12 protein-coding genes are annotated in these 15,359 nt (G+C 64.6%); 9 read left to right on the forward strand and 3 right to left on the reverse strand.

The features are described from left to right. The first annotated feature begins 228 nt into the window (after nt 1-228). On the forward strand, nt 229-600 hold the full coding sequence (locus IC762_RS01895) for a DUF2794 domain-containing protein (protein ID WP_195786972.1): 372 nt from the start codon (nt 229-231) through the stop codon (nt 598-600). A gap of 471 nt (nt 601-1,071) precedes the next feature. Here IC762_RS01895 and IC762_RS01900 read toward each other — a convergent pair whose 3' ends face one another. From IC762_RS01900 to IC762_RS01910, 3 genes are all read right to left on the reverse strand, one after another. Beyond that, entirely contained in the window at nt 1,072-1,860 is a 789-nt protein-coding gene (locus tag IC762_RS01900; RefSeq protein WP_195786973.1) for a Bax inhibitor-1/YccA family protein, read from the reverse strand. A gap of 233 nt (nt 1,861-2,093) precedes the next feature. Then, nucleotides 2,094-4,664 (reverse strand): ABC transporter permease, encoded by a 2,571-nt coding sequence (locus tag IC762_RS01905; protein WP_195786974.1) that lies wholly within the window; start codon nt 4,662-4,664, stop codon nt 2,094-2,096. Then, a complete protein-coding gene (locus tag IC762_RS01910; RefSeq protein WP_195786975.1) occupies nt 4,661-5,380 on the reverse strand; it encodes an ABC transporter ATP-binding protein in 720 nt (239 codons plus the stop codon). The genes IC762_RS01905 and IC762_RS01910 overlap by 4 nt, the downstream gene beginning before the upstream one ends. 55 nt (nt 5,381-5,435) lie before the next feature. Between IC762_RS01910 and IC762_RS01915 the strand changes: the two genes are divergently transcribed. From IC762_RS01915 to IC762_RS01950, 8 genes are all read left to right on the forward strand, one after another. Next, nucleotides 5,436-6,071: an arylesterase gene (locus tag IC762_RS01915; RefSeq protein ID WP_195789960.1), complete on the forward strand. Its 636-nt coding sequence runs from the start codon at nt 5,436-5,438 to the stop codon at nt 6,069-6,071. A gap of 170 nt (nt 6,072-6,241) precedes the next feature. Continuing rightward, a complete protein-coding gene (gene thpR, locus IC762_RS01920) occupies nt 6,242-6,778 on the forward strand; it encodes an RNA 2',3'-cyclic phosphodiesterase (RefSeq protein WP_195786976.1) in 537 nt (178 codons plus the stop codon). A 130-nt stretch (nt 6,779-6,908) separates the two neighbouring features. Beyond that, nucleotides 6,909-8,093 (forward strand): cell division protein ZapE, encoded by a 1,185-nt coding sequence (zapE, locus tag IC762_RS01925; RefSeq protein WP_195786977.1) that lies wholly within the window; start codon nt 6,909-6,911, stop codon nt 8,091-8,093. 242 nt (nt 8,094-8,335) lie between these two features. Then, nucleotides 8,336-9,304 carry a malate dehydrogenase gene (mdh, locus tag IC762_RS01930; protein WP_195786978.1) on the forward strand — a complete coding sequence of 323 codons (969 nt, stop codon included), beginning with the start codon at nt 8,336-8,338 and terminating at the stop codon, nt 9,302-9,304. A gap of 162 nt (nt 9,305-9,466) precedes the next feature. Then, the gene (gene sucC, locus IC762_RS01935; protein WP_195786979.1) at nt 9,467-10,663 is read left to right on the forward strand and encodes an ADP-forming succinate--CoA ligase subunit beta; all 1,197 of its coding nucleotides are present in this window, start codon (nt 9,467-9,469) and stop codon (nt 10,661-10,663) included. A gap of 2 nt (nt 10,664-10,665) precedes the next feature. Then, nucleotides 10,666-11,142: a DUF1579 family protein gene (locus tag IC762_RS01940; RefSeq protein ID WP_195786980.1), complete on the forward strand. Its 477-nt coding sequence runs from the start codon at nt 10,666-10,668 to the stop codon at nt 11,140-11,142. 34 nt (nt 11,143-11,176) lie between these two features. Next, entirely contained in the window at nt 11,177-12,058 is an 882-nt protein-coding gene (gene sucD, locus IC762_RS01945) for a succinate--CoA ligase subunit alpha (protein WP_195786981.1), read from the forward strand. A 241-nt stretch (nt 12,059-12,299) separates the two neighbouring features. Then, nucleotides 12,300-15,260: a 2-oxoglutarate dehydrogenase E1 component gene (locus IC762_RS01950; protein WP_195786982.1), complete on the forward strand. Its 2,961-nt coding sequence runs from the start codon at nt 12,300-12,302 to the stop codon at nt 15,258-15,260. The last annotated feature ends 99 nt before the right edge of the window (nt 15,261-15,359 follow it).

The following is a 15,359-nucleotide window of genomic DNA, read 5'->3' on the forward strand; positions in this document are numbered from 1 at the left end:
ACCGGGCCAACGCAGGATTATCTTTTCGCAGGGCAGCAGGGCGGGCGGTTGGCGGAAGTGGGGCAGCAATATGATTCCGCTAACGTTCCCGTGACTCTTTCCAGAATCAGCGATTTTCGGACAATCGGCCGCAACGGGCCTTAGTTAAGGTCTGGTTGCATTGCGAATGTCCCCTTGCGGCGCCACCCGCTTAGCGCAATCATGTCATCGGGATGACAGGAGGCGCTGATGAGTCTGATGTCGGAGGATACTGACCCGAGCGGGAATCGCGCGGTGGCGCGCCCAGCGGCCGCCGCCCCGCAACCGAACCGCGTCACGTTCAATCGCCTTGAGCTCAACCGCATCCTCAATCTTTACGGCCGCATGGTCGCCGATGGTGAATGGCGCGACTATGCGATCGATTTCCTGAAAGACCGCGCAGTGTTCTCGGTGTTCCGCCGCGCGTCGGAAATGCCGATCTACCGGATCGAAAAGGATCCGCGGCTCGCGCGCAAGCAGGGCATGTACAGCGTGATCTCGGCGACCGGCCTGATCCTGCGCCGCGGTCACGAGCTCGAACGCGTGCTGCTCGTGATCGATCGCAAGCTGTCGGTGGTTTAACTTCACCTCCTCTTGAAAAGGGAAGGGCGCTTTGCTCGGCAGAGCAAAGCGGGTGGGGATTTGCTCTTTCCGCGCACAGTGTCGCCCGTGGCTGACCCCCATCCCGACCTTCCCCCTTTCAGGGTAGGGCTATCGCATATGGGGATCACGCAGCGAACTCGGCGCAGTTGGTGTGGTCCTGGCCCTCGCCACAAACTCGTCATGCCCGGGCTTGTCCCGGGCATCCACGTCTTCGTTTCTAGGGCGGGGAAGACGTGAATGGCCGGGACGAGCCCGGCCATGACGATGTGGGAACGTCAGTGCCAGATTTCGCGCATGGCATATGCGATTGCCTTGCCTTTCAGGGGGAAGGAGAAGATAGAGCTCCCTGGATTGCGCGACGCCGTGCTTTGCATGGCGCAAAAGAAAAACCCCGGCCGTGAGGCCGGGGCTTGTCTCGATAGGGCCTGGATCGATCCGCTCGCGTGCGAGTTAGTCGCGCTGGCCGAGGAGCTGCAGCAGCAGCGTGAACAGGTTGATGAAGTTCAGGTAGAGCGAGAGGGCACCGGTGATTGCCGCACGCTCCGCCGCCACGCCGCCCTGCGAGGCGTAGCCGTAGATGTAGTCGTTCTTCAGCCGCTGGGTGTCCCAGGCGGTGAGGCCGGCGAACACCAGCACGCCGACCACGGACACGATGAACTGCAGCGCCGAGCTCGCCAGGAACAGGTTGACCAGGCTCGCGATGATGATGCCGATCAGGCCCATGAACAGGAACGAGCCCATGCCGCTCATGTCACGCTTGGTGGTGTAGCCGTAGAGGCTCAGCGCACCGAACGTCGCCGCGGTGATGAAGAACACGCGCACGATCGAGGTGTGCGTGTAAATCAGGAAGATCGACGACAGCGACAGGCCCATCAGCGCCGAGAACACCCAGAACAGCATCTGCGCGGTCGAAGGCGCCAGGCGGTTGATGCCGGCCGAGATGACGAACACCATCACCAGAGGGGCGAGGATGAACAGCCACTTCAGCGGGCTGACGAACATCGCGTAGCCGAACTGCGTCAGCGGCACCTTGCCGAAGTGCGCGACGGCCGTGGACGGATCGCCCACCGCCGCCATGTAGACACCGAGGGCGGCCAGGCCGGTGATGGCGAGGCCGATGCTCATGTAGTTGTAGATGCGCAGCATGTAGGCGCGCAGACCGGCGTCGACGGCCGCAGCGTCAATGCGCCCGGCGGCCCGCCCGAAAGGAGAGTTATAGTTGCGGTCAAGGTCCGACATGGTCGAATTCCCGTGGTTGGTCCCGGTGGAGCGCAAGGGATTTGCGGCGCCGGTGGTAAATCTATCTCAGATGGCGCGATTTGCGGAAGATTAATTCCGTGTCATCAAACGGCCCATCCGACCTGATCGATATGTGGGAAATTAGCATATCCGACGCAAGCTTCCACGCGCGGCTGAATGTCGCTCTGATCGGCATTTGTAGGGAAAAGCGGCGTTAACGCTGCTACAAAATGTCACAAATTTCGCAGCACCGAGGCCGGCTTCTGATTCAACGCCAATAGCGTTCCCGCCAGCCCCAAACCGACCGTGACGACCAGCGCCGCGATCACGACCAGCGCCGCGCTGCCGGCCTGCCAGATGAAGCTCAGCGTCATCAGCCGGGTGACGATCAGCCAGGCCGCGATCGAGCCCGCGATCACCCCGAATACGGCGGTTGCAAAGCCGATCATCAGGTACTCCAGCGCGTAGGCGCCGAGCAGCCGCGCCCGCGTGGCGCCGAGCGTCTTGAGGATCACGGCGTCGTAGACGCGGTGGCGGTGACCGGCGGCGAGCGCGCCGCCCAGAACCAGGATCGCCGAGATCAGCGTCACGGCGCTGGCGCCGCGGATCGCCAGCACCAGATTGTTGACGACGCTGCCGACCGTCTCCAGCGCCTCGCGTACCCGCACGCTCGTCACCATCGGGAAGCTGTCCGCGACCTGCTTGATGATGCGGGCGTCGCCCTCGGAGCCGGGATTGAGCTCGGTCAGGGTCGCGACATGGCTGTGCGGCGCGCCCTTGAAGGCGTTCGGTGAGAACACCAGCACGAAATTGATGCCGAGCCCCTGCCAGTCGATGGTCCGCAAATTGGCGATCTTCGCCGGAACGTTGCGGCCGAGCACGTTGACGACGATGTCGTCGCCGACCTTCAGGCCGAGGCCGTCGGCGATCCGCTTTTCCATCGAGACCAGCGGCGGCCCGCTATAGTCCGCTCCCCACCATTCGCCCTCGACGATCTTCGAGCCCTTGGGGACCTCGCCGGTATAGGTGAGGCCACGGTCGCTTTGCAGCACCCATTCCGAATCGACCGACGGCTTGAGCTGGTCGGCCTTCACGCCGCGCGCGGCGACGATGCGACCGCGCAGCATCGGCACGTCCTCGACGGTCGAATCCGGCGAGACCTGCTTGAGGAAGGCGCTGAATCGATCGGCCTCGGTGGAAGGGATGTCGATGAAGAAGAACGACGGCGCGTGCTCGGGAAGCGCGGCCATGAACTGGCGGCGCAGATTGCCGTCGATCTGGGTGATGGTGACAAGCACGGCGAGGCCGAGACCCAGCGACAGCACGACCGACGGCGTCAGCGCGCCCGGCCGGTGGATGTTGGCGATCGCCAGCCGCAGCATGGTGATGCGGCTGCGCGGCAGCCGACGCGCCACCGCCATCAGGATCTCGGCAACCCCGCGCAGCACCAGGAACACGACGATCGAGGCGACGACGAACACGGAGGCGACCCGCTTGTCATAGGCAAGCCCGATGGCGACCGCGATCAGCAATGCGATCACCACCGCCATCAGCGCGAGATAGCTCCAGCGCGGGCGATGCCATTGGCTCACGACGGTCTCGCGGAACAGCGCCGCCACCGGCACGTCGTGCACCCGGCCGAGCGGCCATAACCCGAACGCCAGCGCGGTGAGTTGGCCGTACAGGAAGGAGAACGCGAGCTCGTCGGGATGCACGGTCGGGATCACCGGCAGCGGCAGCAGCTTGCCGAACAGGCCGACGATCGCGAAAGGCAGCGCGGCACCGAGTGCCAGCCCAATCACCGCGCCGATGCCGGCCAACACCACCACCTGCGTCAGGTAGATCGTGAAGACGTCGCGGCCGGTGGCGCCGAGCGCCTTGAACGAGGCGATGACGTCGCGGCGGCGGTCGATATGGCTCTTCACGGCGTTGGCGACGCCGACGCCGCCGACCAGCAGTGCGGCGAGGCCGACCAGGGTCAGGAACTGGGTGAAACGGTTGATGCTGCGCTCGAGCTGCGGCGAGGCGTTGCTGCGGCTGCGCACTTCCCAGCCGGCCTCCGGCGCCGCGTTACGCGCGCCGTCGATCAGTGCGGTGGTGGCGCGATCGTCATTGGCGCCGTCGGGCAGCTTCACCCGGTAGATCCAGCGCACCAGGCTGCCCGGCTGCAACAGGTCGGTGGCGCGCAGGCTCGCTTCGCTGATCAGGAAGCGCGGGCCGAGGCCGACGCCGCCGGCGAGCTTGTCCGGCTCCGCCGCGACCACGCTGCGGATCTGGTAGGTCGCGCTGCCGACGGTGACGCGGTCGCCGAGCTTGAGATCGAGCCGCGCCAGCAGAGTGGAATCGACGGCTGCGCCATAGGCGCCGTCGCGCTCGGCGAAGAGCTCGGTGAGCGGCATGTTCGGCTCGAGCGTCAGCTCGCCGAGCATCGGATATCTGCCGTCGACCGCCTTGAGCTCGACCAGCGCGAGTTTGCCGTCGCCGGTGCGGGCCATCGCGCGGAGCGTGGCGGCGATCGAGAGCTCGCCGCGCGTGCGCAGGTACGCGACTTCGTCGGGCTTGGCCTCGCGCGAGATCAGCGAGAACGCGACGTCGCCGCCGAGCAGCGTGCGGCCCTCCCGCGATAGTCCGTCGCCGAGGCTGGCGGCGACCGAGCCGACACCTGATATCGCCATCACGCCAAGCGCGATGCAGGCGATGAAGACGTAGAAGCCGCGCAGGCCGCCGCGCAATTCGCGCAGCGCGTAGCGGAAGGCAAGCGACGACGCGCGGCCCTGCACCGCGACTTCGGACGCAATGGTCATGTCGCGGATGATCCGTCGATGTGGCCGGAGCGCAGCCGCACCACGCGGTCGCAGCGTTGCGCCAGCGAGAGGTCGTGCGTTACCAGCACCAGGGTCATGCCGCGCTCGGCGTGCTTGGTGAACAGCAGATCGACGATCTGCTTGCCGGTCGCCTCATCGAGATTTCCGGTCGGCTCGTCGGCGACGAGGATCGCAGGATCCGGCGCGAGCGCACGCGCGATCGCGACGCGCTGCTGCTCGCCGCCGGAGAGTTGCGTCGGATAGTGATGCAGCCGTTCGCCGAGGCCGACCGATCGCAACTCCTGCGCGGCACGCGCTGCGGCGTCGGCATTGCCGGCGAGCTCGAGCGGCACCGCGACATTCTCCAGCGCCGTCATGGTCGGGATCAGATGGAACGACTGAAAGACGATGCCGACCTGGCGGCCGCGGAAACGCGCCAGCGCGTCCTCGTCGAGGGCATTGAACGAGGTGCCGTTGACAACCACTTCTCCGCTGTCAGGACGTTCCAGCCCCGCCATCACCATCAGCAGGGTCGACTTGCCCGAGCCCGACGGGCCGATCAGGCCGATCGCTTCACCCGCTGCCACACGAAGGCTGATATCTTTGAGGATATGAACCCTTGCCGCGCCGGTGCCGAGCGAGAGGTTGACGTTCCTGACGGCAATGGTGTCCGGCTCGACGCCGGTCAATGAAGAGGATTCGATGATGCTGTCCATGGCTCGGTCATATGGCACTTCCGCGGCTGCGGTCGAGGGCCGGTTGCGAATCTTCGTGCACATACTCGTGTTGCTTATGGGCTTGATGACGGCGGCAAGCGCACAGACAACGTCTCCGGCGAAACCGATCAAGATGGTGGTGCTGGGCGATTCCTTGAGCGCCGGTTATGGCCTTCCGGCCGCCGCGGCGTTCCCGATCCGCCTGCAAAAGGCATTGGAAGCCAAGGGGATAAAGGTCGACATGATCAATGCCGGAGTGTCCGGCGATACCTCCTCGGGCGGCCGCGACCGGGTCGATTGGTCGGTGCCCGACGGAACCGATGCGGTGATTCTCGAGCTCGGCGCCAACGATGCGCTGCGCGGCACCGATCCCGCGGTGACGCGCGGCGCGCTGACCGACATCATCACAAAGTTGAAGGCGCGCAAGATCGCGGTGCTGTTGTGCGGCATGCTCGCGCCGCCGAATTATGGCAGCGACTACGCAGCGAAGTTCAACACCATCTATCCCGATCTTGCGAAATCGTTAGGCGTGCCGTTGTATGCTTTCTTCCTCGACGGCGTCGCCGGCGATGCCAAGCTCAATCAGGCCGACGGCATGCATCCGACGGCCGACGGCGTCGACATCGTCGTGAAGAACATGCTGCCCACGGTGGAGGCATTTCTCGGCACATTATCGGCGCAACACAGTTGAAAATCAGGCCGTGCTCGGTACGACATCCGTAGGTTTACGACCCGTTAACGCGATATGCTTCGCAGAGTCATATAACTCGGGTACAAAAGAGAGGTCGGTGATTCGTCACCGGGGTTTGTAACAGGGCGCGGGCTCCCAAAACTCGCGCCACCGCATCGAGGATTGTAGCGATGCCGCGTCTGTTCACTGGACTGGAGATCCCGGCCGAAATCGGCCAAACGCTCTCCAATTTGCGTGGCGGCCTTCCCGGCGCACGCTGGATCGATCCCGAAAATTATCACGTCACCTTGCGCTTCATCGGCGATATCGATGGCATGTGGGCCAACGAGATCTCGTCGATGCTGTTTCGGGTGAACCGCAAGCCGTTCGAGGTCAAGCTGAAGGGCCTGTCGAGCTTCGGCGGACGCAAGCCACGCGCAGTGGTTGCTGCCGTCGAGCCGAGCCGGCCGCTGATCGAACTGCAGGCGGAGCTCGAGCGGATGATGCAGCGGATGGGGCTCGATCCCGAGGGGCGCAAATTCACGCCGCATGTGACGCTCGCGCGTCTGCATGACGCGTCGAGCCAGGACGTTGCGGATTATCTGTCCGTGCGCGGCTACTTTCCGTGCCGCACCTTCACGGCGGACCGCTTCGTGCTGTTCTCGTCGCGCGCATCGACCGGCGGCGGCCCCTATGTGGTCGAGGATGCCTACTCGCTCTGCGCGTAGGCCCGACCCAGGCGGCGCTTTACGGGCGCCCGGCCGGCTCAGCCGCGACATGCAAGGCGCGCTGTTGCATGCCGATCGGCAAAATTCACGGCTTGCAATTTTCCGCGCGTTAGGGCCGTAAGGTGGGCTCATGCTGTCCACCGCGCCCACCTCCTTCCTCGATCACTACAAGTCCCTGGTCGCCTCCGGCGCGATCGAGGCCGATCCGGCGCAGGCGCTGGCCGCCGAGGCATTCGGCGCGCTGGACGAGCGGCTCGCGAGCTACAAGCCGCAGCGCAAGCAGGGGCTGCTCGGGCGGCTGTTCGGCGGCGACAAGGACGACAAGCCGCGCGGGCTCTATGTCCATGGCGAGGTCGGCCGCGGCAAGACCATGCTGATGGACCTGTTCTTCCAGCAGAGCCCGGTCGAGCACAAGCGCCGCGCGCATTTCCACGAGTTCATGGCCGAGGCGCATGAGCGCATCTATGGCTACCGCCAGCAGATCGCCCGCGGCGAGATCGCGGATGGCGACGTGATCGCGCTCACCGCGCAAGCGATCTTCGACGAGGCCTGGCTGCTCTGCTTCGACGAATTCCACGTCACCGACATCGCGGATGCCATGATCCTCGGGCGGCTGTTCGCAAAGCTGTTCGAGCTCGGCACCGTCGTGGTCGCGACATCCAACGTCGCGCCCGACGATCTCTACAAGGGCGGGCTGAACCGGGCGCTGTTCCTGCCCTTCATCGCGCAGATCTCCGAGCATATGGACGTGCTGCGGCTCGATGCCCGCACCGACTTCCGGCTGGAAAAACTGTTCGGCGTGAAGATGTGGCTGGTGCCCGATGACGCTGCGGCCGACGCCGCGCTCGACACGGCCTGGCGCAAATTGACCGGCAACGCGCCCTGCAAGGCGCGCGACATCGCGATCAAGGGACGGGTGCTGCACGTGCCGTGCTCGTCGCACGGCGTGGCGCGCTTCACGTTCGCGGACATTTGCGAGAAGCCGCTCGCCGCTTCCGATTATCTCCGCCTCGCGCGCGACTATCACACCATCCTGGTCGACCACATTCCGGCGATGGACTATGCCGAGCGCAACGCCGCCAAGCGCTTCATCTCGCTGATCGACACCCTCTATGACAATGCCGTGAAGCTGATGGCCTCGGCGGAGGCCGATCCGGTGTCGCTCTACCGCGCGGAAGACGGCGTCGAGGCGATGGAATTCAAGCGCACCTCCTCGCGCCTGATCGAAATGAGCTCGGAATCCTATTTGGCATTGCCGCACGGCCGGAAGGATTCCTCGGCCAGCGGATCGAGCACAGGTCTGGTAGAGACATAAAGACGTCATTTCGGGGCGATGCGCAGCATCGAACCCGGAATCTCGCGCCGCAATCTCCAGATTCCGGGTTCGCGCTTCGCGCGCCCCGGAATGACGGGAATGCCTCTGGCATGCCTGATCGAATTGCAGGCAGGGCCTCCAATCGGGCAGGCCCGCGACTTGAATGGATCATTCGAAAGGGATAACCACCCTTGCAACCGACTTCCCTCCCTCCTGCCACAAGTTCAAAGGACTGATTTCCCATGGCACGCGACAAGATTGCTCTGATTGGCTCCGGACAGATCGGCGGAACGCTGGCTCACCTCGTCGGCCTCAAGGAATTGGGAGACGTCGTGCTGTTCGACATTGCCGAGGGCGTGCCGCAGGGTAAGGCGCTCGACATCGCGCAGTCGTCGCCGGTCGACGGTTTCGATTCCAACCTGGTCGGCGCCAACTCCTATGAAGCGCTCGACGGCGCCAAGGTCTGCATCGTCACCGCGGGCGTGCCGCGCAAGCCAGGCATGAGCCGCGACGATCTGTTGTCGATCAACCTCAAGGTCATGGAGCAGGTCGGCGCCGGCATCAAGAAGTACGCGCCCGACGCCTTCGTCATCTGCATCACCAACCCGCTCGACGCGATGGTGTGGGCGCTGCAAAAGGCCTCCGGTCTGCCGCACAAGAAGGTGGTCGGCATGGCCGGCGTGCTCGACTCCGCGCGCTTCCGCTATTTCCTCGCCGACGAGTTCAACGTCTCGGTCGAAGACGTCACCGCCTTCGTGCTCGGCGGTCACGGCGACACCATGGTGCCGCTGACCCGCTACTCGACCGTCGCCGGCATCCCGCTGCCCGACCTGGTCAAGATGGGCTGGACCTCGCAGGCCCGCATCGACGAGATCGTCGACCGCACCCGCAACGGCGGCGCCGAGATCGTCAATCTGCTCAAGACCGGCTCGGCCTTCTATGCGCCGGCGGCATCCGCGATCGCGATGGCCGAGAGCTATCTGAAGGACAAGAAGCGCGTGCTGCCCTGCGCCGCCTATCTCAACGGCGAATACGGCGTGAAGGACATGTATGTCGGCGTGCCCACCGTGATCGGCTCCAAGGGCATCGAGCGCATCGTCGAGATCGAGCTGGCCGGCAAGGACCGCGAAGCCTTCGACAAGTCGGTTGCCTCGGTGCAGGGTCTGGTCGACGCCTGCAAGAAGATCGCACCCGACCTGCTCGGCAAGTAATCTGACGTGGCTATGGCCCGATAGGCGGTTTCGATCGCCTGTCGGGCGCAAGGTGATGAAATTCCGGCGGATTTTACAGTTGCGCGAGCTTTGGTATATGGTATGCCAGCGTCAAGGCTGACCTGAAGTTTCGCCGCACGAGGGTTTTGGGAGCGTCGTTCCATGAATATCCACGAATACCAGGCCAAGGCCCTGCTGCATGAATTCGGCGTGCCGATCTCGCGTGGCGTGCCGGTGTTGAAGCCGGAGGAGGCCGAGGCGGCCGCCAAGCAGCTTCCCGGGCCGATCTGGGTGGTGAAGAGCCAGATCCATGCCGGCGGCCGCGGCAAGGGCAAGTTCAAGGAGGCGTCCGCCGGCGACAAGGGCGGCGTCCGCATCGCCAAATCGCCCGCCGAGGTCAGCGAGTACGCCAGGCAGATGCTCGGCGCGACCCTGGTCACGGTGCAGACCGGCCCGCACGGCAAGCAGGTCAACCGCCTCTACATCGAGGACGGCTCCGACATCGACAAGGAGTTCTACCTCTCGATCCTGGTCAATCGCGAAACCTCCGAGGTCTCCTTCGTGGTCTCGACCGAAGGCGGCGTGAACATCGAGGAAGTCGCGCATTCGACGCCTGAGAAGATCGTCTCGTTCTCGGTCGATCCCGCGACCGGCATCATGGCCCATCACGGCCGCACCGTCGCCGAGGCGCTGAAGCTGAAGGGCGATCTGGCCAAGCAGGCCGAAAAGCTGACCAACCAGCTCTATGCCGCCTTCCTCGCCAAGGACATGGCGATGCTGGAGATCAACCCGCTCGTCGTCACCAAGCAGGGCGAGCTGCGCGTGCTCGACGCCAAGGTGTCGTTCGACAGCAACGCGCTCTATCGCCACGCCGACGTGGTCGCGCTGCGCGACGAGACCGAGGAAGACGCCAAGGAGATCGAGGCGTCGAAATACGACCTCAACTACGTCGCGCTCGACGGCACCATCGGCTGCATGGTCAACGGCGCCGGCCTCGCCATGGCGACCATGGACATCATCAAGCTCTACGGCATGGAGCCGGCGAACTTCCTCGATGTCGGCGGCGGCGCCAGCGCCGAGAAGGTCGCGGCCGCCTTCAAGATCATCACCGCCGACCCGAACGTGAAGGGCATCCTGGTCAACATCTTCGGCGGCATCATGAAGTGCGACGTGATCGCCGAGGGCGTGGTCGCCGCCGTGAAGCAGGTCGGCCTTAAGGTGCCGCTGGTGGTGCGGCTCGAAGGCACCAATGTCGAGCAGGGCAAGAAGATCATCCGCGACAGCGGTCTCAACGTCGTGCCCGCCGACAATCTCGATGACGCCGCACAGAAGATCGTGAAAGCCGTCAAGGGAGGCTAGCGATGGCCGATCATCTCGACGCGCCGACGCCGCTGGACGAACATCGCAAGCTCGCGGTGTTCGCCGGCGAGTGGAACGGCGAAGAGATGGTGCATCCGTCGCGCTGGACCGCAGGCGGCCCGGCGACCTCGCATGTGAGCGCGCGGATTGCGCTCAACGGCTTCTATCTGATCCAGGACAGCGTGCAGATGCGCGACGGCAAGGAGAGTTTTGCCACTCACGGCGTCTTCACCTACGACCGCGAGGATCGCGCCTACAGATTGTTCTGGCACGACTCGCTCGGCTACTACCCGCCGTCGCCGGCCTCCGGCGGCTGGGTCAACCAGTCGCTGATCCTGGTGCGCGGCTCGCTGCGCGGCAACGCGCGCCATGTCTACGAGGTCGTCGACGACAACACCTACAACATGAAGATCCAGTTCTCGCCTGACGCGGAAGGGTGGGCCGACGTGCTCACCGGCGTGTACCGGCGTATCCACTAACCCCCTTCACCGCTCGTCTCGCGAAAGCATCCTCATGTCCATCCTGATCGACAAGAACACCAAGGTCATCTGCCAGGGCTTCACCGGCAAGAACGGTACCTTCCATTCCGAAGCGGCGATCGCCTACGGCACCAAGATGGTCGGCGGCGTGGCGCCGGGCAAAGGCGGCCAGACCCATCTCAACCTGCCGGTGTTCGACACCGTCGCGGAGGCGCGTGCCAGGACCGGCGCCGACGCCAGCGTCGTCTACGTGCCGCCGCCGGGCGCGGCGGACGCGATCTGCGAGGCGATCGATGCCGAGATCCCGCTGATCGTCTGCATCACCGAAGGCATCCCGGTGCTCGACATGGTGCGGGTGAAGCGCTCGCTGTCCGGATCGAAGTCGCGCCTGATCGGGCCGAACTGCCCGGGCGTGATGACCGCGGGCGAATGCAAGATCGGCATCATGCCGGCCAACATCTTCAAGCCGGGCTCGGTCGGTATCGTCTCGCGCTCCGGCACGCTGACCTATGAGGCGGTGTTCCAGACCACCCAGGAAGGCCTCGGCCAGACCACCGCGGTCGGCATCGGCGGCGACCCGGTCAAGGGTACTGAGTTCATCGACGTGCTGGAGATGTTCCTGGCCGATGAGAAGACCAAGTCGATCGTCATGATCGGCGAGATCGGCGGCTCCGCCGAGGAAGACGCGGCCCAGTTCCTCAAGGACGAGGCCAAGCGCGGCCGCAAGAAGCCGATGGTCGGCTTCATCGCCGGCGTCACCGCCCCTCCCGGCCGCCGCATGGGCCATGCCGGCGCCATCATTTCCGGCGGCAAGGGTGACGCAGGTTCCAAGACCGCGGCGATGGAAGCTGCCGGTATCCGGGTGTCGCCGTCGCCGGCGCGGCTCGGGCACACCCTGGCCGAGATGCTGAAGTAAACCCTTCGAGAGATCCGATGCGCCAAGCGGCGGTTCCAGCAGATGGAACCGCCGTTTTTTGTAGCCGCTACAGGCACAGCGCATCGCCCAAATGCTTTGAAATCAAATTCATTTCTTAGTTCTTTTAGGCAGGATTATCCGACCTAGATAGGGTAAAGGGTAACGATCCAGCCGGCCCGCTCCCAGACCGGCACTTGCGCCGTCAACTACGCGCGAAACAAAAAATCACCAGGACTTCCCCATGTCTCGTCAGGACGCGAACGCCGCTTTTGCCCTCTCATCGTTCCTGCAGGGTACCAACGCCGCCTATATCGACGACCTCTACGCCCGCTTCGAGCAGGATCCGTCGTCCGTCGATGCCGAATGGCAGGATTTCTTCAAGAGCCTGAAGGACGCCCCCGCCGACGTACAGAAGAACGCCGAGGGCGCTTCCTGGGGTCGCGACAACTGGCCGGTCACGCCGCGTGACGAGCTGACATCGGCGCTCGACGGCAATTGGGCCCAGGTCGAGAAGGCCGTCGGCACCAAGCTCGTCGCGAAGGCCCAGGCCAAGGGCGCCGAGCTGTCCGACGCCGAAGTTCATCAGGCGACCCGTGACTCGGTTCGCGCGCTGATGCTGATCCGCGCCTACCGGATGCGCGGCCACTTCCACGCCAAGCTTGATCCGCTCGGCATCGAGGCGCCGCGCGACCGGGAGGAGCTCGATCCGCGCTCCTACGGCTTCACGGAGGCCGATTTCGACCGCAAGATCTTCCTCGACCACGTGCTCGGCCTCGAATACGGCACGCTGCGCGAGATCGTGCAGATCTGCGAGCGCACCTACTGCCAGACGCTCGGCGTCGAGTTCATGCACATCTCGAATGCCGCGCAGAAGGCCTGGATCCAGGAGCGCATCGAAGGTCCGGACAAGGAGATCAGCTTCACGCCGGAAGGGCGTCGCGCCATCCTCAACAAGCTGATCGAGGCGGAAGGTTTCGAGAAGTTCTGCGACGTCAAGTTCACCGGCACCAAGCGCTTCGGCCTCGACGGTGCGGAATCGCTGATCCCGGCGCTCGAACAGATCATCAAGCGCGGCGGCAATCTCGGCGTGAAGGAGATCGTGGTCGGCATGCCGCATCGCGGTCGCCTCAACGTGCTGACCCAGGTGATGGCCAAGCCGCACCGCGCGCTGTTCCATGAATTCAAGGGCGGCTCGGCCAACCCCGACGCGGTCGAAGGTTCCGGCGACGTCAAGTATCATCTCGGCGCCTCCTCGGACCGCGAGTTCGACGGCAACAAGATCCACCTCTCGCTGACCGCCAACCCGTCGCATCTCGAGATCGTCGATCCCGTCGTGCTCGGCAAGGTGCGGGCCAAGGAGGACCAGCATGGCGATCCGCCGGATCAACGCATCTCCGTGCTGCCGCTGCTGATGCATGGCGACGCGGCGTTCGCGGGCCAGGGCGTGGTGGCGGAATGCTTCAGCCTGTCGGACCTCAAGGGCTATCGCACCGGCGGCTCGCTGCATTTCATCGTCAACAACCAGATCGGCTTCACCACCTATCCGCGCTACTCGCGCTCCTCGCCCTATCCGTCCGACGTCGCGAAGATGATCGACGCGCCGATCTTCCATGTGAATGGCGACGATCCGGAAGCCGTGGTGTTCGCGGCGAAGGTCGCGATCGAGTTCCGGCAGAAGTTCCACAAGCCGGTCGTCATCGACATGTTCTGCTACCGTCGCCACGGCCACAACGAGGGCGACGAACCGGCGTTCACCCAGCCGGTGATGTACAAGAAGATCGCCTCGCATCCGACCACGCTGGAAATCTACGCCAAGCGTCTGGTCGCCGAGGGCGTGCTCACCGAAGGCGAGGTCGAGAAAGCCAAGGCCGACTGGCGCGCCCGGCTCGACGCCGAGCTCGAGGCCGGTTCGGGCTACAAGCCGAACAAGGCCGACTGGCTCGACGGCAAGTGGGCAGGCTTCAAATCGGCCGATCAGGAAGAGGACGCGCGCCGCGGCGTCACCGGCGTCGGTGTCGCCGTGCTCAAGGAGATCGGCCGCAAGATCACCAAGGTGCCGGATGGTTTCCGGGTTCACCGCACGATCCAGCGCTTCCTGGACAGCCGCGCCAAGGCGATCGATACCGGTGTCGGCCTCGACTGGGCGACCGGCGAGGCGCTGGCGTTTTGCACGCTGCTGGAGGAAGGCCATCACGTGCGGCTGTCCGGCCAGGATTCCGAACGCGGCACTTTCTCGCAGCGTCATTCGGTGCTGATCGACCAGGAAGACGAGAGCCGCTACACCCCGTTCAATCATCTCGGCGGCGACCACACCGGCCACTACGAGGTCATCAACTCGCTGCTGTCGGAAGAAGCGGTGCTCGGCTTCGAATACGGTTACTCACTGGCCGAACCGAACGCGCTGACGATGTGGGAAGCGCAGTTCGGCGACTTCGCCAACGGCGCCCAGGTGCTGTTCGACCAGTTCATCTCCTCGGGCGAACGCAAATGGCTGCGCATGTCGGGCCTGGTCTGCCTGCTGCCGCACGGCTACGAAGGGCAGGGGCCGGAGCACTCGTCGGCGCGGCTCGAGCGTTATCTGCAGATGTGCGCCGAAGACAACATGCAGGTGGTCTATCCGACCACGCCCGCCAACTACTTCCACGTGCTGCGGCGCCAGCTGCATCGCGAGATTCGCAAACCGCTGATCCTGATGACGCCGAAGTCGCTGCTGCGCCACAAGCGCGCGGTGTCGCGGCTCGACGAGCTCGGCGAGGGCAAGACCTTCCACCGCATCCTGTACGATGACGCCCAGATGCAGCCGGACGAGGCGATCAAGCTGAAGGGCGACGACAAGATCCGTCGCGTCGTGCTGTGTTCGGGCAAGGTGTATTACGACCTTTACGAGGAGCGCGAGAAGCGCGGCATCGACGACATCTACCTGATGCGCGTCGAGCAGCTCTATCCGGTGCCGCTGAAGGCGCTGGTGCAGGAGCTCGGCCGCTTCAAGGGCGCCGAGGTGGTGTGGTGCCAGGAAGAGCCGCGCAACATGGGCGGCTGGCACTTCATCGAGCCCTATCTCGAATGGGTGCTGAACCAGATCAACGCGCCGAACAAGCGTCCGCGCTATGCCGGCCGTCCGGCTTCGGCGGCCACGGCCACCGGCCTGATGTCGAAACATCTGGCGCAGCTCAAGGCGCTGCTCGACGATGCACTGAACTAACGATCTCCACCAAGACCATGCCCCGCCTTGTGCGCAATTGCGCACTGGAGCGGGGCATCCGGTATCCCGGGTCATCCAGCGCAAAAGCTGTCGTCACGG

This window comes from Bradyrhizobium genosp. L, from assembly GCF_015624485.1.
Lineage (GTDB): Bacteria > Pseudomonadota > Alphaproteobacteria > Rhizobiales > Xanthobacteraceae > Bradyrhizobium.

Bases quoted from the DNA above. Each gene is read 5' to 3' on its own strand.
- IC762_RS01895 (WP_195786972.1), top strand. From the start codon at position 229: ATGAGTCTGATGTCGGAGGATACTGACCCGAGCGGGAATCGCGCGGTG.
- IC762_RS01900 (WP_195786973.1), bottom strand. From the start codon at position 1,860: ATGTCGGACCTTGACCGCAACTATAACTCTCCTTTCGGGCGGGCCGCC.
- IC762_RS01905 (WP_195786974.1), bottom strand. From the start codon at position 4,664: ATGACCATTGCGTCCGAAGTCGCGGTGCAGGGCCGCGCGTCGTCGCTT.
- IC762_RS01910 (WP_195786975.1), bottom strand. From the start codon at position 5,380: ATGGACAGCATCATCGAATCCTCTTCATTGACCGGCGTCGAGCCGGAC.
- thpR (WP_195786976.1), top strand. From the start codon at position 6,242: ATGCCGCGTCTGTTCACTGGACTGGAGATCCCGGCCGAAATCGGCCAA.
- zapE (WP_195786977.1), top strand. From the start codon at position 6,909: ATGCTGTCCACCGCGCCCACCTCCTTCCTCGATCACTACAAGTCCCTG.
- mdh (WP_195786978.1), top strand. From the start codon at position 8,336: ATGGCACGCGACAAGATTGCTCTGATTGGCTCCGGACAGATCGGCGGA.
- sucC (WP_195786979.1), top strand. From the start codon at position 9,467: ATGAATATCCACGAATACCAGGCCAAGGCCCTGCTGCATGAATTCGGC.
- IC762_RS01940 (WP_195786980.1), top strand. From the start codon at position 10,666: ATGGCCGATCATCTCGACGCGCCGACGCCGCTGGACGAACATCGCAAG.
- sucD (WP_195786981.1), top strand. From the start codon at position 11,177: ATGTCCATCCTGATCGACAAGAACACCAAGGTCATCTGCCAGGGCTTC.
- IC762_RS01950 (WP_195786982.1), top strand. From the start codon at position 12,300: ATGTCTCGTCAGGACGCGAACGCCGCTTTTGCCCTCTCATCGTTCCTG.